Origin of the sequence: Streptomyces sp. NPDC059534 (assembly GCF_042743475.1) — a bacterium.
Lineage (GTDB): Bacteria > Actinomycetota > Actinomycetes > Streptomycetales > Streptomycetaceae > Streptomyces.
Genome location: NZ_JBHWAQ010000017.1, coordinates 1 through 21,227, shown reverse-complemented (window position 1 = coordinate 21,227; position 21,227 = coordinate 1). Strand labels below are relative to the sequence as shown.

At 71.6% G+C, this 21,227-nt stretch carries 17 protein-coding genes; 12 read left to right on the top strand and 5 right to left on the bottom strand.

Annotated features, from left to right (window positions below):
* The first annotated feature begins 288 nt into the window (after positions 1-288).
* On the top strand, positions 289-636 hold the full coding sequence (locus tag ACFVZH_RS20555) for a hypothetical protein (RefSeq protein WP_384898864.1): 348 nt from the start codon (positions 289-291) through the stop codon (positions 634-636).
* 195 nt (positions 637-831) lie between these two features.
* Here the strand turns inward: ACFVZH_RS20555 and ACFVZH_RS20550 are convergent, their stop codons facing one another.
* Positions 832-1,662 (bottom strand): class I SAM-dependent methyltransferase, encoded by an 831-nt coding sequence (locus ACFVZH_RS20550; RefSeq protein WP_384898862.1) that lies wholly within the window; start codon positions 1,660-1,662, stop codon positions 832-834.
* A 62-nt stretch (positions 1,663-1,724) separates the two neighbouring features.
* On the opposite strand from ACFVZH_RS20550, the gene ACFVZH_RS20545 reads away from it, so the two are divergent.
* Positions 1,725-2,324 carry a TetR/AcrR family transcriptional regulator gene (locus tag ACFVZH_RS20545; protein ID WP_384898860.1) on the top strand — a complete coding sequence of 200 codons (600 nt, stop codon included), beginning with the start codon at positions 1,725-1,727 and terminating at the stop codon, positions 2,322-2,324.
* Between the two features lie 99 nt (positions 2,325-2,423).
* On the opposite strand, the gene ACFVZH_RS20540 is transcribed toward ACFVZH_RS20545, so the two are convergent.
* Positions 2,424-3,935: a hypothetical protein gene (locus ACFVZH_RS20540; RefSeq protein ID WP_384898858.1), complete on the bottom strand. Its 1,512-nt coding sequence runs from the start codon at positions 3,933-3,935 to the stop codon at positions 2,424-2,426.
* Positions 3,936-4,241: 306 nt separating this feature from the next.
* On the opposite strand from ACFVZH_RS20540, the gene ACFVZH_RS20535 reads away from it, so the two are divergent.
* Positions 4,242-6,704 carry a glycoside hydrolase family 9 protein gene (locus ACFVZH_RS20535; protein ID WP_384898857.1) on the top strand — a complete coding sequence of 821 codons (2,463 nt, stop codon included), beginning with the start codon at positions 4,242-4,244 and terminating at the stop codon, positions 6,702-6,704.
* Between the two features lie 279 nt (positions 6,705-6,983).
* Here the strand turns inward: ACFVZH_RS20535 and ACFVZH_RS20530 are convergent, their stop codons facing one another.
* Positions 6,984-8,111 (bottom strand): NADH:flavin oxidoreductase, encoded by a 1,128-nt coding sequence (locus ACFVZH_RS20530; protein WP_384898856.1) that lies wholly within the window; start codon positions 8,109-8,111, stop codon positions 6,984-6,986.
* A gap of 118 nt (positions 8,112-8,229) precedes the next feature.
* On the opposite strand from ACFVZH_RS20530, the gene ACFVZH_RS20525 reads away from it, so the two are divergent.
* Positions 8,230-8,664: a MarR family winged helix-turn-helix transcriptional regulator gene (locus ACFVZH_RS20525; protein WP_384898854.1), complete on the top strand. Its 435-nt coding sequence runs from the start codon at positions 8,230-8,232 to the stop codon at positions 8,662-8,664.
* 55 nt (positions 8,665-8,719) lie between these two features.
* On the opposite strand, the gene ACFVZH_RS20520 is transcribed toward ACFVZH_RS20525, so the two are convergent.
* Both ACFVZH_RS20520 and ACFVZH_RS20515 read right to left on the bottom strand, forming a co-directional pair.
* Positions 8,720-9,541: an anti-sigma factor family protein gene (locus tag ACFVZH_RS20520; RefSeq protein ID WP_384899154.1), complete on the bottom strand. Its 822-nt coding sequence runs from the start codon at positions 9,539-9,541 to the stop codon at positions 8,720-8,722.
* Positions 9,542-9,546: 5 nt separating this feature from the next.
* Complete coding sequence (locus ACFVZH_RS20515; protein WP_384898852.1) at positions 9,547-10,113, bottom strand: RNA polymerase sigma factor; 567 nt, start codon at positions 10,111-10,113, stop codon at positions 9,547-9,549.
* Positions 10,114-10,243: 130 nt separating this feature from the next.
* On the opposite strand from ACFVZH_RS20515, the gene ACFVZH_RS20510 reads away from it, so the two are divergent.
* The 8 genes from ACFVZH_RS20510 (at position 10,244) to ACFVZH_RS20475 (ending at position 21,180) form a co-directional block, all read left to right on the top strand.
* Entirely contained in the window at positions 10,244-10,741 is a 498-nt protein-coding gene (locus ACFVZH_RS20510) for a plastocyanin/azurin family copper-binding protein (protein ID WP_384898850.1), read from the top strand.
* Entirely contained in the window at positions 10,731-11,144 is a 414-nt protein-coding gene (locus tag ACFVZH_RS20505) for a hypothetical protein (RefSeq protein ID WP_384898849.1), read from the top strand. Before ACFVZH_RS20510 ends, ACFVZH_RS20505 begins: the two co-directional genes overlap by 11 nt.
* Positions 11,145-11,408: 264 nt before the next feature.
* Positions 11,409-12,632, top strand: coding sequence for an alpha/beta hydrolase family protein (locus ACFVZH_RS20500; RefSeq protein WP_384898847.1), 1,224 nt, complete (start codon positions 11,409-11,411; stop codon positions 12,630-12,632).
* A 568-nt stretch (positions 12,633-13,200) separates the two neighbouring features.
* Positions 13,201-17,730 (top strand): polymorphic toxin type 27 domain-containing protein, encoded by a 4,530-nt coding sequence (locus tag ACFVZH_RS20495; RefSeq protein WP_384899152.1) that lies wholly within the window; start codon positions 13,201-13,203, stop codon positions 17,728-17,730.
* 19 nt (positions 17,731-17,749) lie between these two features.
* Positions 17,750-18,157: a hypothetical protein gene (locus ACFVZH_RS20490; RefSeq protein ID WP_384898846.1), complete on the top strand. Its 408-nt coding sequence runs from the start codon at positions 17,750-17,752 to the stop codon at positions 18,155-18,157.
* Positions 18,158-18,459: 302 nt separating this feature from the next.
* A complete protein-coding gene (locus ACFVZH_RS20485; RefSeq protein ID WP_384898844.1) occupies positions 18,460-19,998 on the top strand; it encodes a TerD family protein in 1,539 nt (512 codons plus the stop codon).
* Positions 19,999-20,080: 82 nt separating this feature from the next.
* Positions 20,081-20,554 carry a hypothetical protein gene (locus tag ACFVZH_RS20480; protein ID WP_384898842.1) on the top strand — a complete coding sequence of 158 codons (474 nt, stop codon included), beginning with the start codon at positions 20,081-20,083 and terminating at the stop codon, positions 20,552-20,554.
* A gap of 203 nt (positions 20,555-20,757) precedes the next feature.
* Complete coding sequence (locus ACFVZH_RS20475) at positions 20,758-21,180, top strand: transposase family protein (RefSeq protein ID WP_384898841.1); 423 nt, start codon at positions 20,758-20,760, stop codon at positions 21,178-21,180.
* The last annotated feature ends 47 nt before the right edge of the window (positions 21,181-21,227 follow it).

Here is a 21,227-nt window from a genome sequence, read left to right as displayed (position 1 = left end):
CAGGGTAGGCCCGTCCGGGAACGCTGTCGCGGCTCCGCCGGGGAAGCCCACAGCGATCAACGCGGTGAACGGTGGCCCGTACGCCGCGGTCACACTCGATCGTGCGGTGCCGGTGTCGAGTCGGCAGGTGAGGACGAGATCCGGTCGACCGTCCTGACCGGTGGGTTCATCGGTCTTGTGACGAGATGCCGTAGGGGACATTCGGGTGGGGTGCGTCGTGCTCCGCAACCGCCCGCGGCTCCTCGCAGTCGTCATCTGCAGTGGCATGACGACCAAGGAGGCACTTACGTGACTGGTTTTCAGGCTTTCACGACAGGCACGGCGGCGCTGCGGGATCTCGACCCGTACCGCTTCCCCGCCGCGCTGGTCGACGACGTTCCGGAGTCGGAGTCGGAGTCGGCATCAACGGAGTGCGGCCTCACGGGCCCCGGCGACCGCCCCCTGCCCCTACCGGAACCGGTCGGCCGTCGTTCCGCTCCTCTCCGGGCGACCGACCGTCGCCGCCTGGAGCTGCACGCCGCCCTCACCACAGCCGGTGTCGCGCCCCTGCCGGGTGACCTGGACGCGATCGAGGCCCTGTGCGAGCTGGACCGCACCACGCATACCGCGCTCCTGCGGTGGATCACCCACCAGTGACGTGAGCGGGAAGTCCCACGGAGGTGTGAGTGTGGGGTGTGGGGGTAGGCGGGCGGTGGAGCGCAAGGGGACTGCCTCTGTGCCCCAGGTCTGCGGTCGTTTCCCCTGCCGCGGGCCCGCGGCTGTGCGACCGCCCCGCCCGGGCTTCCTCTCCGGTGCGGGGCGGTCGCCGTTGGGGCGTGATGCGTGTGGTGGTCAGGCCGTAGGGGAGCGGGTCGAGGTGATCACGACGGTCGTGTAGGGGAGGGTGGCGTGGCCGCCGAGCGTGTCGATCGCGGCGCCGACGCTGTCCAGGACTTGTGCCAGTTCGTGCGGGGGGAGTCGGGTGAGGCCGCCGAAGGTGGGGAGCTGGTCGAGCCACTCGTCGCGGGTGTAGGTGCGCTGCCAGGTGAAATCCCACTGTTCCGGCTCGGTGAACCCGCCGGTCCGGCGGATCCCGTCGGTGATTCTCGCGAACAGCGGCCGGTACGCATCCATGGCCGTTTCTCTCAGCAGGCCGGGGTCGAACGGGAAGTCGGGGGCGATGCGCCGGAGTGCCTCGGTGAGGGCGTCGACGACCTCGACCGGGAGCTGGGGAACGTGGTGGAAAGGAGCGAGCCGGCCGCCGGGCCGGAGTACCCGGGCCGCTTTGGCCGCGCCGGCGACGGGGTCGACCCAGTGCCAGGCGGTGCCGGCGATGACGGCGTCGAACCGGCGTCCGTGAGGCTGCCAGTCCTCGAACCTGGCGACTTCGACCTCGATGAGGGCGCGTCGTGCGAAGGCGGCCATCCGCTCGTCGGGCTCGACGCCGAGCACCGTGCAGCCGGCCGCCTGGAATTGGCGGGCCTCGATACCGGTCCCGGCTCCCACGTCGAGGACGTGCCGTCCGGGGCTTGCCGCGATGATCCTGTCGATCAGGGCCTGCGGGTATGGGGGTCGGGCGCGGTCGTAGCGCTCGGCGTCCACGCCGAACGACTCGGCCGTCCGTCGGTGGCGGTGGGGCTCGGGTCCCGGGCTGTCGGACCGGCCCTGCGATAAAGTGGGCATGCGCCCACACTAGTGGGCGCATGCCCACTTGTTAAGCCGGGGCCGGCGCGGGAAGGAAGACGATGCCGTCAGGAGTGCACATCCACAACGTGCGCGGCCAGCTGTTCGAAGCCGCCGAGCGGGTCCTGCTGCGAGACGGGCCCGACGCGTTGACCAGCCGGGCGGTCACGGACGAGGCGAACTGCGCCAAGGGCGTGCTGCACCGGCACTTCACCGACTTCGACGGCTTCCTGGCGGAACTGGTCCACGACCGCATCCGCGGCATCGAGGACCGGACCGTCACCCTGCGCGCGGCCGCCGGCGCCGGGGACATCGTGGACAACCTCGCCGACGCACTCAACGACCTGTTCGAGCCCGTCACCGTGGCGGCCATCGCGCTCATCACCTTCCGCGACGGCCTCCGTGTCCGGTTGCGCGAGGCGGGTCTGACCGGCATCCCCCTGGCCGTGCAGGGCACCGTCATGGTCGCCGCCTACCTCGCCGCCGAGCGGGAGTCGGGGCGCCTGGCCGACGACGCCGACATCGAGACGCTCGCCCCCACCCTCGTCGGGGCCGGGCACCTGCTGTTCGCCGACCGGGCCGGCGCCCCACCGCAGACCGTCGCCATCAGGAAGATGGTGGCCACCGTCATCGCCGGCGCCTTGCCCCCACCCCGGTCGTGACCCACGATCCTGCATCGCATCGGATCACATCGGATCACATCGCATGGGATCACATCGCATGGGACGGCCCCGGATCGGGGGCCGTCCGTATCGACCTGCTCAGAAGCGGAAATGCGCCTTGATCGGGTAGTGGTCCGACTCGCCCGCGTCGGCCGTCACGTCGCACGAGACGACGGTGCCGGCGGACGGGCCGAACAGGTAGTCGATCTTGATGCTCCGGCCCGTGAGGGGCTTCGTGGCCCGGCCGTCACGCGGCCGGGTGCTCGACAGGCCCTCGTCGCACTCCTTGTCCGCCGCGTAGGCCGACGTCATGAGGTCGTTGGGGGTGTCGGGCGAGGCGGAGTCCGGGGGGATGGAGTTGAGGTCGCCGCCGTATACGGTCCGATAGCCGGGCATGGTGTACGAGTGCACGATCTTCTGGAGCTCCGCGGCCTGCTCACGGCGCTTGGAGCCGTCCAGGTCGTCCTTGTCCAGACCGGCGCTGAAGTGGGCCGTGCAGAACTGCAGGGCCTCCGCCGGCAGGACGGCGCAGAGCGCGGTGCGCTGCTCCATGCGCACCCACTCGGTGCCGATGGTCTTGTTCTGCGGCGACGGCAGGTCGTACGAGTGGTACCAGACGTTGGCGTCCGGCACCGCGAGGCCGATGCCGTAGGAGCCGCGGTCCTTCCAGCCGGATGCCGCCGAACCGGCGTTGTCGCAGGTCCTCGCGGCCTTCACGGAGGACTTGTCGACGGTGTACTTGATGGGGGCGAACCGTACGTCCCATCCGGTCCCCGTCTTCGCCTCCAGCCACGTCTCGATGGTCTTGGCCTGCGACTCGCACATCTCCTGGAGGAACACGGCCCGGTACTGGCGCGCTTCCGTCGTGGTGCCCATCCGGTCGGTGATCTGGGAACCCAGGGAGGGGCCTTCCACCCGATAGTTTCCGCAGGCGGAGTTGTGGTTCGCGCAGACGTTCCACGACATCACGCGGAAGTCGGCCGCCGGAGCGGGGGAGGCGGGGGCGGGGCGGCCGCCCGCGTCGCTCGCGTTCTCCTCGCCGAGGTAGACGAGCTGGAACTTCTGCCATGAGCCGACGGAATCCCCCCGCGCCCGCAGCAGTCCCGCGTCGTTTCCGGGGTCCTGGACCTCGGCGGTCACGTACTTGTAGCCGTCGTTCGTGGCGGCCTTCAGGGCGTAGGTGCCGTCCGTCTGCTTCTCGAGCTGGAGCTTCTCCCAGTCGCCGGCGTTGGTACCCCGGGCCCGGAGCAGGTTCTGGTAGGTGCCCGTGTATCCGCGCTCGGTCGTGACGTAGTTCCCGTTCGCCTCCGAGCGCAGGGTGGTGCTGACCCCTTTGTCGTCGGTGTGCAGCGTGAACTTCTCCCAGGCGCCCAGGTCTTCGAGCGTGGCCGCCGCCTTGCGGGCGCGCAGCATGGCTTCCCCGCTGCCCGTGGTCGAGACCTCCACGGACACGTAGAGACCGCCGGCGCCCACGGACTTGAGCGCGTATTTGTCACTTGCCGTGACGGGCACCGGCCGGGTTTCGACCGCGTGTGCCTGCGCGGGTGTCATGGCGATCATCGCGAACAGAGCGGAGCACAGCACCGCCAAGCGGCGCGCTGTTTTTCTCATCCTTTTACCTCACCTAAGGCTGGGAGCGACCAAACCGCGCACGCTACGGCGCCGCCGCGCCGCGGGCAAAGAATGCGAGTGTTGTCCGTCAGGTCCCCCGGTCGTCCCGCACGTCTCCCGCACCCCGGCACCGCCCGACCGGGGCAAGCTCCTCGGTGGCCGAGCGGCCCCGGATCAACAGCCTCTGCCTACCGGTCTCTTGACGGGGCACGTGCAACACTGGCTTGATGAGAAATGGGAGCGCTCCCATTCATCGTTCCCCTTCATGGAAGGCCCCCACCCTTGCCTCCTGTCATCTTCCGCGACGTGTCCCGTCGCGCGGCCGCCGTCCTCACCGGTCTCGCCCTGGCCGCCGGCACCGTCACCACCACCGCGTTCGCGGTGGAATCCGCCGGCGCCGAGATCGGCGCGGTCCTCGCGGCGCCCGCCGACTTCCCCGTTCGGGTCAACCAGCTCGGCTACCTGCCCGACGGGCCGAAACGGGCCACCCTGGTCAGCACGGCCACCGCTCCGCTCACCTGGCAGCTGCGCGACACGTCCGGTGCGCAGGTCGCGTCGGGCGCGACGACGGTGAGAGGCGCCGACCAGGCGTCCGGCCAGTCGACGCACCTGGTGGACTTCGGCGGCTACACCGGCACCGGGACGGGCTTCACCCTGGCGGTCGGCGGCCAGGTCAGCCACCCGTTCGACATCTCCGCCGCGCTGTACGACGGACTGCGCGCCGACAGCATGGCCTTCTTCTACCAGCAGCGCAGCGGCATCGCGATCGACGCCGGCCTTGCGGGCAGTGCGTACGCCCGCCCCGCCGGACACCTGGGCGTGGCGCCGAACAAGGGTGACACCAGCGTGCCCTGCCAGGCCGGGGTGTGCGACTACCGGGTGGACGTCCGCGGCGGCTGGTACGACGCGGGTGACCAGGGCAAGTACGTGGTCAACGGCGGGATCGCGACCTGGCAGGTCGTCAACTCCTTCGAGCGGGCCCGCCGCTCCGGCGGTGACGCCGCCCTCGGCGACGCGACCCTGAGGGTGCCCGAGCGCGGCAACGGGGTGCCGGACGTGCTGGACGAAGCGCGCTGGGAGCTGGAGTTCCTGATGCGGATGCAGGTTCCGGTCGGCAAGCCGTCGGCCGGCATGGCCTTCCACAAGATGCATGACACCGAGTGGACCGGCCTCCCGACGCGTCCCGAACTCGACGACAAGCAGCGTGAGTTGCATCGCCCTTCAACGGCGGCCACGCTGAACCTGGCGGCCACGGCCGCGCAGTGCGCCCGGGTGTACGCGCCCTACGACTCCGCGTTCGCAGCCCGGTGTCTGGACACGGCCCGCCGGGCCTGGACGGCGGCCAAGGCCAACCCGAACGCGCTCGCCCCGGCGACCGACAACGCCGGCGGCGGGGCGTACGAGGACGCCGACGTCTCGGACGAGTTCTACTGGGCCGCGGCCGAACTGCTCGCCACCACCGGCGAGGCGCAGTACCGGGACGCCGTGACCTCCTCCCCGCACCACGCGAAACCCGCTGACGCGTTCTGGTGGGGTGGGACGGCCACGCTCGGGCGGATCACCCTCGCCACCGTCCCCGGGGTGGCCCTGCCCGCCGACGACCTGGCCCGTGTACGCGGCCTGCTGACCGCCGCTGCCGACGGACATCTGTCCACCATGGCCGCCGGGGGCTACGCGGTGCCGATCCCCGCCACGGGATACGTGTGGGGATCCAACAGCGCCGTCGCCAACAACGCGATGACGCTGGCCGTCGCGTACGAGATCACCGGAGCGCAGCGCTACCGCGCGGGTGCCCTGGAGTCGCTGGACTACCTGCTGGGGCGCAACGCCCTGGACCACTCGTACATCACCGGCTACGGCGAGCGCGCCTCCGAGAACCAGCACCACCGCTTCTGGGCGCACCAGAACGACGCCTCCCTGCCGCACCCGCCGGCCGGATCCTTCGCCGGCGGCCCGAACGCGGGGCTTGACGACCCGGTGGCGAAGGAGCGGCTCAACGGCTGCGCCCCGGCGGCCTGTTACGTGGACGACATCGGTTCGTACTCCACCAACGAGGTCGCGATCAACTGGAACTCCTCGCTCGCGTGGCTGGCGGCCTTCGCCGCGGAACGGCGCGGTGCCCCTGCGACCCCCGTGGTGCAGGTGACGCCCGTCGCGGTGACCGTCCCGGAGGGCGGCTCGGCCTCGGTCGGCGTACGGCTGTCGGCCGCGCCCGCGCAGAGCGTCACGCTGACGGTGACCCGCGCGGCGGGCGATCCGGACCTGTCCGCGACCGCGGGCTCGACGCTCGTGTTCACGCCTGCCAACTGGGCGACCGCACAGCAGGTTTCGGTGTCCGCCGCGCAGGACGGCGACGCGGTGGCCGGCAGCGCGACGTTCACCGTCGGCGGCGCCGGCGTAGGGGCGGCGACGTTCACGGCAACGGAGGCCGACGACGACGCCGCGCCGCCCGCGGCGTCCTGCGCGGTGACCTACCGGGTGGAGAGCTCATGGGGCAACGGCTTCACGGCCACGGTGGCCGTGAAGAACACCGGGACCTCGGCGATCTCCGGCTGGACCCTCGGGTGGAGTTTCGTCGGTGACCAGACGATCACCAGCGCCTGGAACGCCACGGTGAGCCAGTCGGGCAGCGCCGCGACCGCCCGGGACGCCGGGTGGAACGGCGCGCTGGCGGCCGGTGCGAGCGCCTCCTTCGGGTTCCAGGCGACGTACTCGGGCACGAACGCGCTACCGACGCGATTCACCCTGAACGGCGCGGTCTGCTCCTGAGACGCCGACACCCTGCCCGCCGTACCGGTCCGGCACGGCGGGCAGGGCGTGGGGCAGGGCCCCTCTCGCGCGGTGCGTTGAGCACAGGCGTCCGCGGAGCCCGATCCGGCGTGGGGCATACGCGAACCGGGGGGTGTGTTCGGAGCAGCTCCGAGGGTGCGGAGGGAGTTCAGCGGGCTCCCGACCGGATTGATGTCGTTGCCCAGCTAGGTGCTGTGTCTCTCGGCGACGAGCCCGCCGTCGGAGACCAGCACCTTGTCGACCCTCGAAGGTCCGAGGCTAGCTCAGCGTCTTCACCGCGGCCGCGTCGTACGGCTTGAGCTCGTCGGTCCGTCCCGCCAGGACCTTCGCTGCCCACTCCGGGTCCTGGAGCAGCGCGCGGCCGACGGCGACCATGTCGAACTCGTCGCGCTCCAGGCGGTCGAGAAGGTCGTCGATGCCCTGGACGGGAGCGCCTTCGCCCGCGAAGGCGTGGATGAAGTCGCCGTCGAGGCCGACCGAGCCGACGGTGATGGTGGGCCTGCCGGTGAGCTTCTTGGTCCAGCCCGCCAGGTTCAGGTCCGAGCCGTCGAACTCGGGTATCCAGTGGCGGCGGGTGGAGGCGTGGAAGGCGTCGACTCCGGCCGCGGCGAGCGGGGCCAGGATCGCGTCCAGCTCCTGCGGGGTCTCGGCGAGCCGCGCGTCGTAGGCGTCCTGCTTCCACTGCGAGAAGCGGAAGATCACCGGGAAGTCGGGCGAGACGGACTCGCGGACGGCGGTCACGATCTCGGCCGCGAACCTCGTACGGGCCACGGGGTCGCCGCCGTACGCGTCGGTGCGGCGGTTCGTCCCCGCCCACAGGAACTGGTCCAGGAGGTAGCCGTGGGCGCCGTGGAGCTCCACGCCGTCGAAGCCGATCCGCTCGGCGGCCGCGGCGGCCTCGGCGAAGGCGCCGATGACGTCGTCCAGGTCGCTCTGGGTCATCGCCTTGCCAGTGCCCTCGGTGCCGTCGGGGCGGATGCCGGAGGGGCCCATCGCCGGGGCGTCGGCGTAGGGGGCCTGGCCCTGCTTGCGCACCATGCCGATGTGCCACAGCTGCGGCACGATCGTGCCGCCCGCCGCGTGCACGGCCTCGGCGACCTGCGCCCATCCCGCCAGCTGCTCCTCGCCGTGGAACCGCGGCACCCGGTCGCTCTGCCCGGCCGAATCGTGGCCGACGTAGGTGCCCTCGGTGACGATCAGGCCCACGCCGGCGGCGGCACGGCGGGCGTAGTACGACCGCACGTCCTCGCCGGGGACGCCCCCGGGGGAGAACATGCGCGTCATCGGCGCCATCGCGATGCGGTTCGGGACGGTCAGGCCGTTCAGCGTGACGGGCCGGGACAGGATCTCGGCCGCGCGGGAGGTGGGGGACGCGGTGACGGTCACAGGGACGCTCCTCATGGCAACTACTTGACAACCTTGATGCTTGAGAACTTCATGCAATGAGACGACCGTAGGGGTCGATGCTTGAGGTAGTCAAGTATCTCCGGATAGAGTGGCCCGCATGACAGAAGCTCCCCGCGCCGACACGGCCCAGCTCATGGAGCTGCTCTCCGTGTCGCTCGGCGTCTACTACGGCGACTTCACCGTCGCGGCGGCGAGTGAGAACCTCACGGCGAGCCAGGGCAAGGCCCTGACCGTGCTCCGCCGGGGCCCCGCCGCGATGCGCGCCCTGGCCGAGACCATGACCTGCGACGCCTCCAACATGACCGGGATCATCGACCGGCTGGAGAAGCGCGGCCTGGTACGTCGCGAGGCCGACGCCTCCGACCGGCGCGTCAAGAACGTCATCCTCACCGCCGAGGGCGAACGCGTCACCGACGCCATCCGCGCGAAGATGCGCACCACACACGAGGGCCTGGACCGACTCGACGACCAGGACCGCGACTCCCTGTACACCCTGCTGGAACGGGTCTTCGTCCCCCCGCCCGCCCCCTGATCCCGGCCCCCTCCGACCGGTGGACCCGGGCATGGACCGGGGTCCGGCCGGCGGCTCACCGGGTGGTGGCCGCCCCCGTCCCGGCCCCGTTCCGGTCCGCCCCGTTCCCGCCGGCTCCGTTCCCGTCCGCTCCGGGGAAGCGGGCCGTGGCCAGGACCGTGCCGTCCGCGGCGACGAGGCGGGCGCCGCTCAGGGTGCCGGGGTCCACGGAGGTCGGGGCACCCCAGTAGCCGTAGCCTGCGGTGACAGGGAACGATCCGAGCGATACGACGGAGCCGTCGGCCCGCACCAGGAGGCATCGCACAGGGCCGTCGGCAGCCCTTCCGTCACCGAGGTCGACCGACATGTACACCCAGCCGTTCCCGCCGGTCGCATCCGCCGGGTGCGCGTATATCCGGCCCACCTCCCGGTCGCTCCCGGCCCGGTCGGGGGAGACCAGTGCCGCCTCCAGGATGTGGGACGGCGCCGGGGACACCATCCGGGGTGCGCCCTCCACCACGGTGCCGACGGCCCAGCCGCCGAACCCGAAGGCCAGAGCCGTGGCGACGCCCGCCGCCGCGATCCGGAACCGGCGCCCCTGCCTCCGGCGCCGGGCCGCCGTGGGGGCCGTGGGGGCCGAGGCAGCAGACACAGGGGCCGAGGGAGCGGACGCGGGAGCGGGGGCTATCGCCCGTACCACGCGACTCTCGAAACCCACCGGCGGCTCCGCCCCCGGCAGCAGCCCGAGCAGGCCGTCCCCCACCGCCGTCAGCCGCTCCACGTACGCCCGGCAATCCGGGCAGCGGTCCAGGTGGGCCACCGCCTCGGCCCGCTCGCGCGCGGGTAGGATCCCGAGCGCCAGCTCGGCACCCTCCTCGCGCAGCCGCTCGCAGTCCATGCCGCTCACCGCGTCTCCTCGCTCTCCAGGAGCGCCCGCACCTTGATCGTCCCCGCCCGGATCCTGGTCTTCGCCGTGCCCAGCGGCACACCCTCGAAGGCGGCGACCTCCCGCGCCGTCATCCCGTAGATCCCGGCCATGACCAGCGCCCGCGCCTGCTTCCGGGGCAGCGTCGCCACTGCCTGCCGTACGCGCTCGGCCGCGTCGTCCGCGAGCGCGCGCCGCTCCGGTGTCTCCGACACGATCCCGACCAGCGTCTCCAGGTCCTCCGGGGCCACCGGGGTCGCGCGCCGCGCCCGCACCGCGTCGATCGCCAGGTTGTGCGCGATGGCCGTCAGCCAGGTCCGTACGGAGCCGCGCCGGCCGTCGTACACCTGGGCGTGCCGCCACGCCCGCTCGAAAGTCTGCTGGGCCACGTCCTCCGCAAGCCGGGGATCGCCCACCACGGCGACCGCCACCCCATAGACCGAGCGCTGGAAACGGCGCACGAACGCCACCGCGATCTCCGGATCGCCCGTGGCGAGGCCGGAGAGCAGTGCCTCGTCGGGAACCCGCTCCAGCGGAAGGCCCATGCGTCCCACACCCGTGGATACGTCCGACGTCCCCCAAGGGATCGTTCTCGCCCATTGTCCGCCCGGCACCGCAATCCCGGCGCGGCCCGGTGCCGTACCTCCTGTAGGGACCGATCCGGAGGACAGAACGATGACGGAACCACGCACCCGCGCGCTGCTCGCCCTGTCGGCCGCCGCGCTGGCCGGCCTCCTCGCCGGCTGCGGAGGCGCCAACGGCGGCGGCTCGAGCAGCGGCACCACCACACCGCCCCCCGCCCAGAAGAGCACGGCACCCGCAGGCGCGACCCGGGTGACCGCGGAACTGGCCGACTTCAGGATCACGCTGTCCCAGCAGACCTTCACACCCGGCACGTACGCCTTCGCCGTGACGAACACCGGGCACCACGACCACGCCCTGGAAGTCGAGGGACCGAGCGGCGAGAACCGCTCCAGCACCGTTGCCCCAGGCGAGTCCACCACTTTCACGGTGACCCTCAAGGACGGAAAGTACGAGGTCTACTGCCCGGTCGACGGACACAAGGACCTGGGCATGAAGACCGAGATCACGGTGGCCGGCGCTCCCGTCAACAACCCCGGCACCACCCCGGCCACTCCCAGCACTCCCACCTCTCCCGGCAATGGCTACTGACCGGGCCCGCCGTGGGGCCGTGCTCGCGCTGCGGCTGGCCGCAGCGGGCCTCACCGCGACCATGGGCGCCATTCACCTCTCCCTGTGGACCGACGGCTACCGCGACCTGGCCACCATCGGCGGCCTCTTCCTGCTGAACGGCATCCTCGGCTGCCTCCTCGCCGCCGCCCTGCTCCTCACCCCGTACCGCTGGCTCGGCCTCGTCGCCGCCACCACCGCTCTGTTCACGGCGGGCACCCTCGGTGCGCTCTTCCTCAGCCTCACCACGGGCCTGTTCGGCTTCCAGGAGTCCGCAGACGCGGAGCTGGTACGCCCCACCGTGGCGGTCGAGACGGCCGGCGTCCTGGTACTGACCACCCTGGCGGTGGCCGCCCTCAGCCATCGCCACCACCCACGGGGGTAGGACCTGCATCGCCGGAAGCTCAGCAGCAAGTCCGGGGCGACGCTCAAGGTGTTGTGGTGCGGCGAGCCGGCCGCCGGCCTGGCTCCGGGAAGGAGCCACCGCCGGCTGTGTCTACCCGGGGAGTAAGCCTGTGGGTGAATGCCTGGTGCGAGGGATTGAACGGTGGGCTGATGCTGTGCGCTGGGTGCACGTGGCAGCGTTCCCCCTGTGCCCACGGATGAGCCGTTGCGGCACAGTTGACGATTCGTCATCAGGGGAGGGCCTATGGCCACCACATCGTTCATCAGCGGGAAGAGCATGACGCGCCGCCGCATACTGGGGGCCGCGCTGGCTGTCGGGGCCACCGTGCCGCTCGCCGCCGTTGCCGGCCCCGCGTGGGCCGACTCGCCCGCGGCCGCCCCCGGCACCGCGCCGCGACTCGCACTGCCTGCGCCCACCGGGCCGTACCCGGTGGGCACCACCCAGCTGCACCTCGTCGACCGGTCGCGTCCGGACGTCATCGCGGGCCCCGGGCATTTCCGCGAGCTGATGGCCACCGTCTGGTACCCCGCGCGGGACGTCGGGCGATACCCGGTGGCGCCCTGGATGCCGGCAGGCGTGCTTCAGGCGTTCCTCGCCGACGTCGGGTTGAGCGAGCTGGCCCCGCTGGCGCCGCTTACTGCCGGCCATGTGGGCGCTCCGGTGCGGAGGGCGGGCCGGCGGCTGCCCGTCGTGGTGTTCTCGCATGGGGCGCGCAGTCATCAGGGTGACCACACCGTCGTGGTCCAGGAGCTTGCCAGCCATGGCTACGCGGTGGTGACGGTGGCTCATGCATACGACACCTACACCGAGTTCCCCGACGGTCGGATCACCGTCCCGCTCTTCGACAGGCAGGCGCCGACGCTGCCGGGGGACTTCGCCGCCGACCTGCGCTTCGTCCTCGACTGTGTCGAGCAGCTTGCCGCCGGGTGCAATCCGGATGTCGACCGCAGGGAGTTGCCGGCGGGGCTGCTCGGCTCTCTCGACCCGCGGCGCATGGGCGCGTTCGGCTGGTCGAAGGGTGGGACGGCCACCGCCTGCGCCATGCTCGCCGATGAGCGCATCCGGGCCGGGTTGAGCCTGGACGGTCCGATGCAGATGAACCCGCCGCTGGCCGGGGACCTGCACCGGCCGTTCATGATGATGTCCGCCGCCTTCACCCGGGCGACGGATCCGCAGGCCGCCGCGTTCTGGTCGCAGTTGCGCGGCTGGCGGCTGGACGTCCAGGCCCAGGGTGCCGCCCACTTCTCCTACGGCGACAACGAGGCGCTGTTCCCGCAGGTGGCGAAGGTGCTCGGATGGAGCAGCGAGCAGCTCCAGGATGTGATCGGCACCCTCGATCCCGACCAGGCGGTGAAGATCCAGCAGGCGTACCCGCTCGCGTTCTTCGACGAGCACCTGCGCCACCGCCGGCGGCACCTGCTCGACGGGCCGTCCCCGGCCTTCCCGGCAGTGACGTTCCTGCCGTAAGGGCCCGGGATCGTGGCGCCGAGGTCCCTCCCCAGGCGCTTCAGCACCGTCTACGTGGTGGGGTGACGGCCCCCGGGCTCCCAGGAATGTCCCAGGCCCGTCTGCCGCGCCAACGTCGTGGCTGCCCGCGGGGGAGAGGCGGGGGAGCGGCGTAGGAGAGGCGTGGGAAGTGGAGGGGGAGCCGACGGTCAGCGGACGGTGACCTCGCAGCCGCCACTGGCCGCGGTGCCCGCGTAGGGAACACCGCTCTCGTCGGCACCGCGAGGGCGCCTCTGACCTGCTCAACTCCCGCGCGGGGAAAGATCATCCACTATCCACGCCTGCCGCTGTCTGTGTAGCATCCTGCCTTCAGGTTCGAGCTCCTGTTCCATGTTCGGACGCATTGCTTGAGGGGCCGTCAGGTTCGGTGGCTCGAGGCCGTTGAGTCATGTCGGCGGCTCAGCCGCGTCCTTCGGTCGGCTCCCTGATCAGAAGTGGTACTCCATTGCGCTCCAGACCCCCAGGGTCTTCCAAACCCCTGCGTCGACTCTCCCGCCTGACCAACCGTCTGCTCCCGCCGTTGCTCGCCATGGCCGTGGTGGCCGGGGTGGGTGTGAGCAGCGACTACATGCCACCGCGGACCGAACCGGCCGCCGACTACGACTGGTACGAGGACACCGCCGCCGAGAAGTTGCGGCAGGACCAGTGCCTGATGAGCGACGTCCTGCGGCTGGGCGGGCCGGCCATGGCCGGCACCGCGCAGGACGGGCTCAACCAGAGTCCGGAGCGGCTGCGGGAGCTGGCCGACCGGGCCTACTGGGAGAAGACTCCGCTCGCCACCGCGTACAAGTCGGACCGGGATGCCGCGCTTGCCGAGCTGAACCGGCTCAACACGCTCCACGACAGCTGGAAGATCACCGGGCTCACGACGCCGGGCGGCTTCCGTTCCGTCACCGACTTCGAGTGGCCGCCCGGGACCAGCGGCGACGACGGTGAGGACTTCCACACCCAGACCGGCCTCACGGCGTGGATCGCCGACCGGTTCTGGAAGGACGAGAGCGACTTCTACGAGGACGCGACTCCGCCGGCCGACGCGGCGACCGTCGCGGCGGTCAAGGCTCTGGGGCAGCCGCTCTACGGCAGCGCCGCCGATCCGTCCCTGCCGGACTGGAACCGACAGCTCGCCCTGCGGGACGCCTACGAGCACCTGACGGACTGGAGCCTGGAGCCGACCGGCGCGGACAACGCCCGCATCTTCCTGAGCTCGGGCGGCTTCCCGAACAAGGCACCGGTGCCCGGTACCGCCGAGCACCGGGTCGCGGTCGAGGACCTCAAGTCCCGTTTCGCCGCCTGTGCCTGGCGTGATCCGATCGATCCGGAGAAGGTGCTGGGCGAGGTCTCCGCGACCGCCGGAGCGGAGTGGCAGCAGGAGCTCGGCTCGCAGGCCGCCAAGCGGAACGACATCCTCACCGCGAACAAGAACGCCGTCAAGGCGCTGACCGTGGCCTCCGAGTCGATGGGCAGGATGCTCGGCCACTCGTGGGTCGCCGACCACATCACCCGCTGGCAGGACTACTGGTCCTCGGGCGGCGTCGGCTGGATCGGTACGTCCCCGATGGCCATCCAGATCCCGGGCGCGGCGGGCAAGTGCCTGGGCGTGCAGGGTTCCGGCACCGCGAACGGCACGGCTGTCGAGGTCGTCGCCTGCTCCACGGCGGCCGCCCAGCAGTGGCGGATCAACGGGGGCTACGGCGAGGGCTACAGCCTGCAGAACGTGAACTCGCAGAAGTGCCTCGACGTCGCCACCAACCAGACGAAGATCCAGATCTGGACCTGTAACGGCACGCCCATGCAGGTGTGGAAGTTCAGCGTCCGGGCCGGCGCCACCCTGCAGAACGTGGGGGCGAACAAGTGCCTGAACTTCCCCACGTACACCGCCGGGCAGGACGCGCTCGCCGCCGCCTGCAGCACCGCTGCCACGCAGAAGGTGCTGTTCAAGGTCTCCGAGCACAACGGCAGTGTTCCGTCGTCGGCGGAGTTCACCAAGGCGTCGGCGCGGCTGAGCGCCGCGCGCGCGGGAGCGGTGGCCGAGCTGGCCGAGCTCAAGCGCCAGGCGACGGCCGCCACGGCCGCCCAGACCGCCAGCGCCACCGCCGAACAGGCGGCGTACACGATCGCGGACGCCAACGGGGCGCCGCGGGGCCGCGGTCTGCTGGTGGGCCAGCAGAAGGCGCAGGTCACGCAGGGAGCGGCGGCCGCGGTCGCGGCGCTGGTGAAGGCCGGCGAGACCGCGGAGGCGGCCACCCGGGCGGCCGCCGCGGACAGCGCCACGATCGCCCAGCGCGCGCTGGCGCAGGCCGCGCAGTCCAAGGCGGAGTTCCGCAAGCAGGCGGCCTACCGGGCCGAACTGCAGGCCAAGGCGGCCGCGGACGCGGCCAAGCTGCACCGTGACAACGCCAAGAAGGACAAGGAGCTGGCCGAGGCCAAGCTCGCCGAGTCCCTGATCGCGGAGGCGGACGCCAAGGCGGCGGCGGCCGACGCGCACGCCAAGCGGCTGAAGGCCGAGGCCGAAGAGGCCACGGCGAAGAAGGAGAAGGAGACCGCCGACGTCAAGAAGGCGGAGGCGGCCCGCCACCGGCAGACCGCGGAGACCGAAGCGGTCAACGCCGAGACCGCCAAGGGCAAGGCGGAGACGGCAGAGGCCACCGCGGTGGCCCGGAAGAAGGACGCCGAGACCGCCCGGGACCGTGCCAAGGAACTGCGCGACGACGCGTGGGACGCCCAGCAGAAGGCCGACGCGGCACGCGCCAAGGCCGACGCCAAGAAGGCGTACGCCGAATCCCTGGAAGCGGGGGACGCGGCGGACGCCGCACGGGCGGCGGCCAACGAGGCCGACGGGCACGCGGACGACGCCGAGGCGGCGGCCGGACGGGCCCGTACCGCGGCCGACGCGGCCACCCAGGCGGCAGCGGACGCGGACGCGGCAGCGACCCGCGCGGAGGCAGCCGCCAAGCGCTCCCGTGCGGCCGCGGACGAGGCGCAGGCGGCGAAGCTGCGGGCGGACGCCGCGGTGCGCACCGCGACCAGCGCCGCCGCCGACGCCATCGACGCCTCCGAGCACGCCTCGGCCGAGGCCGCGTTGTCGGTCGAGGCGGCCAACGCGGCCGAGGCGCACGCGAAGACGGCCAAGGCCGAGGCGGACGCGGCCAAGGCCGAGGCCGACAAGGCCACCGCCGCCTCGGCGAAGGCGGCCGGATTCGCCTACGTCACCGCGCAGGCCGCGGTGGACGCCGGGAAGTCGGCGGCGCAGGTCGCGGCTCCCGCGAACGACGCGATCCAGCTCGGCTCGCCGTACGTCACCAAGGACTCGGCCGCCTCCCTGGTGGTCCTGTCCGGCCAGGCGGCGAAGACCATCGCCGAGCAGCAGAAGGCCGTCGCGGACGCCCACGCCGTCAACGCGGCCGAGGAAGCGGCTGCCGCCCAGGTCATCGCCGACCAGGCACAGGGCGACGCCAAGGCCGCGTACCAGCACGCGGCGAACGCCGCCAAGCACGCCGCGGACGCCCGCGGCTACTCGAAGGAGGCACTGACCTACGCGGCCGCGGCGGCGACCGCCGCGGCGAAGGCGCAGCAGTCACTGGCCCGCACCATCGAGTACGGCCGCCAGGCCACGGCCGACGCGGCCGCTGCCGACCAGGCCGCGGGCCGCGCCGAAGGCTACGCCGAAGCCGCCCGCACCTCCGCAGACGCCGCCGCCCTCGACGCCGCCGCCGCCCGCGCGGCCGCCACGCAGGCGGAGGAGTCCGCGACCCAGGCCAGGGCCGCCGCCGAGCGGGCCGACGCCGCGGCGACAGCGGCGGAGGAAGCCGCCAAGGACGCCCAGGCGTACGCCGAGTCCGCCCAGGAAGCCGCGACGCAGGCCGAGAACGCGGGGAACAACAAGCAGATCGAGACCGGGACGGTCCCTGACGAGGCCGGCGGACTCATCGGTGGCGTGTTCTACGTCGTCGACCACATCGAGCAGGTCGGCAAGCCCACGGTCCTGAAGAAGACCGAGGGCTGCGACGGCTGGTGGGACCAGCTGTTCTACGACGGCGACTGCACGATGACCCAGAGGATCGGGTACAAGGCCGACCTCGACCTGTACCTGTGCCGCACGGAGGTCTGGGAGAACTCGTGCTTCTCCGGGAACACGCTGTACCTGGGCGAGCACAAGACGGAGACGCAGTACACCGAGGTCACGCACACCATCACGATCGCGGAGTACCAGCAGGGCGTCGACCCCGTCGACATCCTCTTCGGCAGCTGGATCCGATGCGCCCAGAAGCTCACCCCCGGCGGTGAGAACGGGAGCTGGGGCGGTTGCGCCTGGGCCGTCTTCGATGTGGCGTCCCTGTTCGCCGGCAAGATCATCCGCCCCATCGCGGACGCCATCCGGGCGATGGACGCTGCCGCCAGGACCGGAATCGGATTCCTCGACGCGTGGGCGGCCCTGCGCACCCTCCGGTTGTCCGAGGTCGCCGTCGCGGGCATCGCCAGCAAGATCATGCAGGCGGTGTACGAAGCGTGCGAGACATCCCCTGCGAGGGCGGCACCGACCGCCGGCGCTCGGGCGTTCGCCGTCCAGAGCTCGCCTCAGGAGTGCATAGAGAAGGTCCTCAAGGGCCTGGTGAAGGACGGAGACCACGTCGTCCTCGGCATCAACCCCTACGCGGACGACCTGGCCAAGAGCATCGGCGCCAAGACGTTCAACAACGGTGCCTACGGCGTGAACCTGCCGCGCGAGATGGGCATGGGCGAGCGTCCGATCTGGACGGTCGGAGTCGAAAGGACGGTGTCCAACCCCAACGTGCGGCTGACCGTCTCGCTGGACGGCGTCGCCGGTGCCACCAGCGCCGACGACGCGCTCAAGCGCCTCCTGCAGAGGGGTGAGACGATCAGTGGCGGCGACTGGGAGATGATCAGGTCCAGCGGCTACGGCACCGCGTGGGAGATGACAAAACTGCGCACCGCGGTCCGGCTGGGCGATCGCGGCTGGTCGTCGATCGAATGGCGCATGGGCGGCAAGGAAGTCTTCCCCGAGCGCTTCAAGCTGGCCAACGGGGAGCCGGTGCCGTGATCAAGAGAGGGCTTCGGGCATGACCGATTTCATCCGTACCGGGAGGCTGTTCCGCGTGGTCGGGTTCAACCCGTCCCACCGGTACCTCTTCCTGCAGAGCGAAGCGACGCTGGTCGACAACACCTCGACCCGCATCGAGGTGTCCATCGGCCACGTGGAGCTGATGCTCCTGCAGCCCTACTACCGCAACGGGCTCCACATCCGGCGCGCCGATCCGGAGCAGTTCGCGGTGCTGGCTGAGCGGCACGGACTGGAGCCCGACAGCGCGGCCTACACCTGGATGCTGGACCCCGACGGCGACAGCTTCGTCGTCGGCAGCATCCCGAACTGGCGCGAAGCCGAGTACGCGCTGATGGGCGACCGCGAGTCGCTGTACGACGGCCCCTGGCCGCCGGACTTCCCGGCGGAGTCGGGCAACGTCTACTGACGCCTCGGCGCTACGGACAGGAAAGGTGAGGGCGGCACCCGCATCACGGGCGCCGCCCTCGACTTGTCCGCGGTCCGTTCACCTCCGGCGAAGCCGACCCGTGCACGCGACGCGTTCGCTGCCGGGCCATGTCCTGACCGGGGCGAATGCCCGGTGCCGGCGGCGGCTGTGAGGCCGTGGGCGCGGGAAGCTCACCCCGGACCAGTACGCCCTTCTCGTCACCCCCTTCACCGACGGGGGCGTCCCCGCACTGCCGTACCCGACCGTGGACCTGCCCGGGGGCGGCGTGCCAGCATGACGCGGTGACGTGGATCATCAAGGGGAAGAACCTGCCGGTCCCCGGGCAGGCGTGGCGGATCGAGGTCGTCCGGCAGGCGGCCGGTAACGGGGTGCCGGAGGTGGCGGCCTCCGCGCTGTTCCTGGACGCCACCGGCAAGGCCGTCCGGCATCTGGTCCTGGAACGGGCCGGCGCCGTGGACGACCGGCCCGCGGACCGGCTGGACCTCGACACCGGGCGTGTCGGACCGGACGTCCAGCGCATCGTGATCGTCGCCGTCGGCCAGAACGGCACGCTCGGACAGGTGCCCGGCCTGACGGTGCGGACGTCGAGCGCCGCGACGGGGGAGCCACTCGCCCTGTACGAGATCGACGACGCCACCACCGAGACAGCGCTCGTCCTCGGTGAGTACTACCGACGCGACGGTGGCTGGAAGTTCCGCGCGGTGGGCGAGGGCTACGACGCGGGGCTCGGGGCGCTGGCGGAAGACCTCGGGATCTCGGTGCCGGCACCGGCCCCGGGCGGGCCGGTGCCGGTGGAGCTTCCGCACGGGGCGATGGGCAAGTCTGCGGGCCCGGCCGGGCCGGTGCCGGTAGAGCTCCCACGCGGGGCCGTCGGCAAGTCCCCCGGGCTGGCTGCTGATACGGGGTGGGGGGAAGGATCGGGTTCGGCCCAGGGCCGAGGGCACGCCAGCGGCTCGGGACTGACGAAGGGCGAGGCAGAGGCATACGGCCCTGGCTCGCATACACCGCACACACCGCATGCCTTCGGCCAGGCCGAGTCCGAGGCCCAGACAGGATCCCAGTCCCAGTCCCGGCGCTCGACCGAGAGCTCGCCCCAGCCCCCGTCCCGGCAGCCTGGATCGATCCCGGTGGTCCCCACGCCGGCCCGGTCGCCCGAGGCGGTCGCCGCTGCCGGGATCCTCGGTGGGGAGTTCGACGACATCGTGTACAGCGGGCGAGGCAGCGCAAAGTTCGCCATGGACACGACCCCGCCGCCCGGCTACGTCCTGGTCGACTTCGCCCGAACCGGCAAGGGCTTCTTCGACCTGGACTCCATCGACTGGAACGGCAGGGAGGCCATCGCCCTCGGGAACTCGGACACGTCCCACCGCTTCGAGCGGCGGGTGATGTGGTGCGACAGCCTCTACCCACTGCGCTTCCGCGTCGACTGCGGCGACCACGACGAGTGGACGATCGCGATCCGGCCCGTGAGCGCGGTACGCGCGCTCGGCGAGGCGGCCACCGGCCACGGCTCCGAAGTGCTACTTCACACCGGGCCCGCCGGCGAACTGGTCTCCCGTCTGCGTCCAACGGAGGCAACCGGGTCCGTGCGTGTCGAGGGGCACAAGCCCCGCCGCCCCGGTGCCCCCGCCCCCTACCCGATCACGCTGGCGAGCGAGTACGGCCGCAGCCCGAAGGACGCGCGCGTGCTCCCGGAGGGGCCACTGCTCGTGGCGGTCGTCCAAGGAGCGGGCGACTGGTCGCTGGAAGTCCGTCCCCCCAGGAGAGCCCCTCTCCAGGAGAAGCGCTCCGGTTTCTGGCGTCGCATCGGAAGGTCCTAGGGAGCGTCTTCGCGGCCTCTGCCGTTGGGCTTCGCAGGGGCGCAAAACTGGCTTGTCAGAGGCATCCGCTAGCTTGCGGGCCATGGGAAACTCAGGCGGATCATTGACGACCCGGTCTGCGGGAGACCTGCACCAGCACATGTGGGCAGCCGGCTTCACCGGCATTGACGACACAGAGGCGTTGGCGGAGGGCTGGCAGACGACGCACTTCGCCGACGCCGGACGGCGCAGCCTACCGGCCCTCGTCCAGAGAACTGAGACACCAGCCGTCATGGTGTCCTTCCTCGACAGCGACGTGGGCTTCATCGAGGCCCTCGCGCCGGACGGCAACAACTGGGAGGGCCTGCTCAACCGCGAGAAGGCGAAGAGCTACGAGATACCTCTGGAGCACTTCCCCATCGAACCCGCCGTGGCCGGCGCACTCGCCTGGGCGGCCGCTTCCGGACTGACGCCCGACGAGGAAGCCATCCGGCAGACCCTCACCGGGTCGGCCCTGTTCGCGGAAGAGCTCTTCTCAGCCCTCATAGTCGCCCTGGGGGTGCCCGGCGCAACCTGACCCTCTCAAGCCGGGACCGGGGAATTGCGTGAACCTACCCCTGGGGAATAACGGGCTCTGGCGCTAATCCTGTGACGCTGCGGTGTCAGTGGTGGCTGTGATCATGGCTCGCGTGTTCTTCGCGAGTTCCGAGGTGTTGTTCCCTCATCTGGCCAGCGTCGTCGTGGAGTTGGTCGAGCGGGCTGTGGCCGGGGGTGGTCGCGATGCATGCGCGGGCCCGCTCGGCGGGTGCGGAATGCCCGCACTGCGGTAGTACGTCGGGCCGGGTGCACGGCCGGTACATACGACGGCTCGCGGATGCCGCGGTCGGTGGCGCCAGAGTGGTGATCGAGCTGCTGGTGCGCCGGTTCAAGTGCCCGAACCCCGCGTGCCGGGCGGTGACGTTTGCCGAGCAGATCGCGGGGCTGACAAGCCCGCATGCCCGCTACACACCACTGGTGCGTGAGCAGTTGACCTCGATCGCCCTCGTCCTGGCCGGCGGCGCGGGGGCCCGCCTGGCCGCGGCGCTGGGCCTGTGCGTCGCCAAGGACACCCGGTTACGTCTGGTCCGCGCTACGCCGGAAGAATTCGTCGGACAGATTCGCGTGCTCGGTGTCGACGATTTCGCGCTGCGGAAAGGTGACTAGTACGCCACGATCCTGGTGGACCTGGAGAGACGGCGCCCGGTGGACGT

Coding starts and splice junctions, on each gene's coding strand:
- ACFVZH_RS20550 (WP_384898862.1), bottom strand. CDS start 1,662: ATGCCCACTTTATCGCAGGGCCGGTCCGACAGCCCGGGACCCGAGCCC.
- ACFVZH_RS20545 (WP_384898860.1), top strand. CDS start 1,725: ATGCCGTCAGGAGTGCACATCCACAACGTGCGCGGCCAGCTGTTCGAA.
- ACFVZH_RS20540 (WP_384898858.1), bottom strand. CDS start 3,935: ATGAGAAAAACAGCGCGCCGCTTGGCGGTGCTGTGCTCCGCTCTGTTC.
- ACFVZH_RS20525 (WP_384898854.1), top strand. CDS start 8,230: ATGACAGAAGCTCCCCGCGCCGACACGGCCCAGCTCATGGAGCTGCTC.
- ACFVZH_RS20520 (WP_384899154.1), bottom strand. CDS start 9,541: ATGGACTGCGAGCGGCTGCGCGAGGAGGGTGCCGAGCTGGCGCTCGGG.
- ACFVZH_RS20515 (WP_384898852.1), bottom strand. CDS start 10,113: ATGGGCCTTCCGCTGGAGCGGGTTCCCGACGAGGCACTGCTCTCCGGC.
- ACFVZH_RS20510 (WP_384898850.1), top strand. CDS start 10,244: ATGACGGAACCACGCACCCGCGCGCTGCTCGCCCTGTCGGCCGCCGCG.
- ACFVZH_RS20505 (WP_384898849.1), top strand. CDS start 10,731: ATGGCTACTGACCGGGCCCGCCGTGGGGCCGTGCTCGCGCTGCGGCTG.
- ACFVZH_RS20500 (WP_384898847.1), top strand. CDS start 11,409: ATGGCCACCACATCGTTCATCAGCGGGAAGAGCATGACGCGCCGCCGC.
- ACFVZH_RS20495 (WP_384899152.1), top strand. CDS start 13,201: ATGGCCGTGGTGGCCGGGGTGGGTGTGAGCAGCGACTACATGCCACCG.
- ACFVZH_RS20490 (WP_384898846.1), top strand. CDS start 17,750: ATGACCGATTTCATCCGTACCGGGAGGCTGTTCCGCGTGGTCGGGTTC.
- ACFVZH_RS20480 (WP_384898842.1), top strand. CDS start 20,081: ATGGGAAACTCAGGCGGATCATTGACGACCCGGTCTGCGGGAGACCTG.
- ACFVZH_RS20475 (WP_384898841.1), top strand. CDS start 20,758: ATGCATGCGCGGGCCCGCTCGGCGGGTGCGGAATGCCCGCACTGCGGT.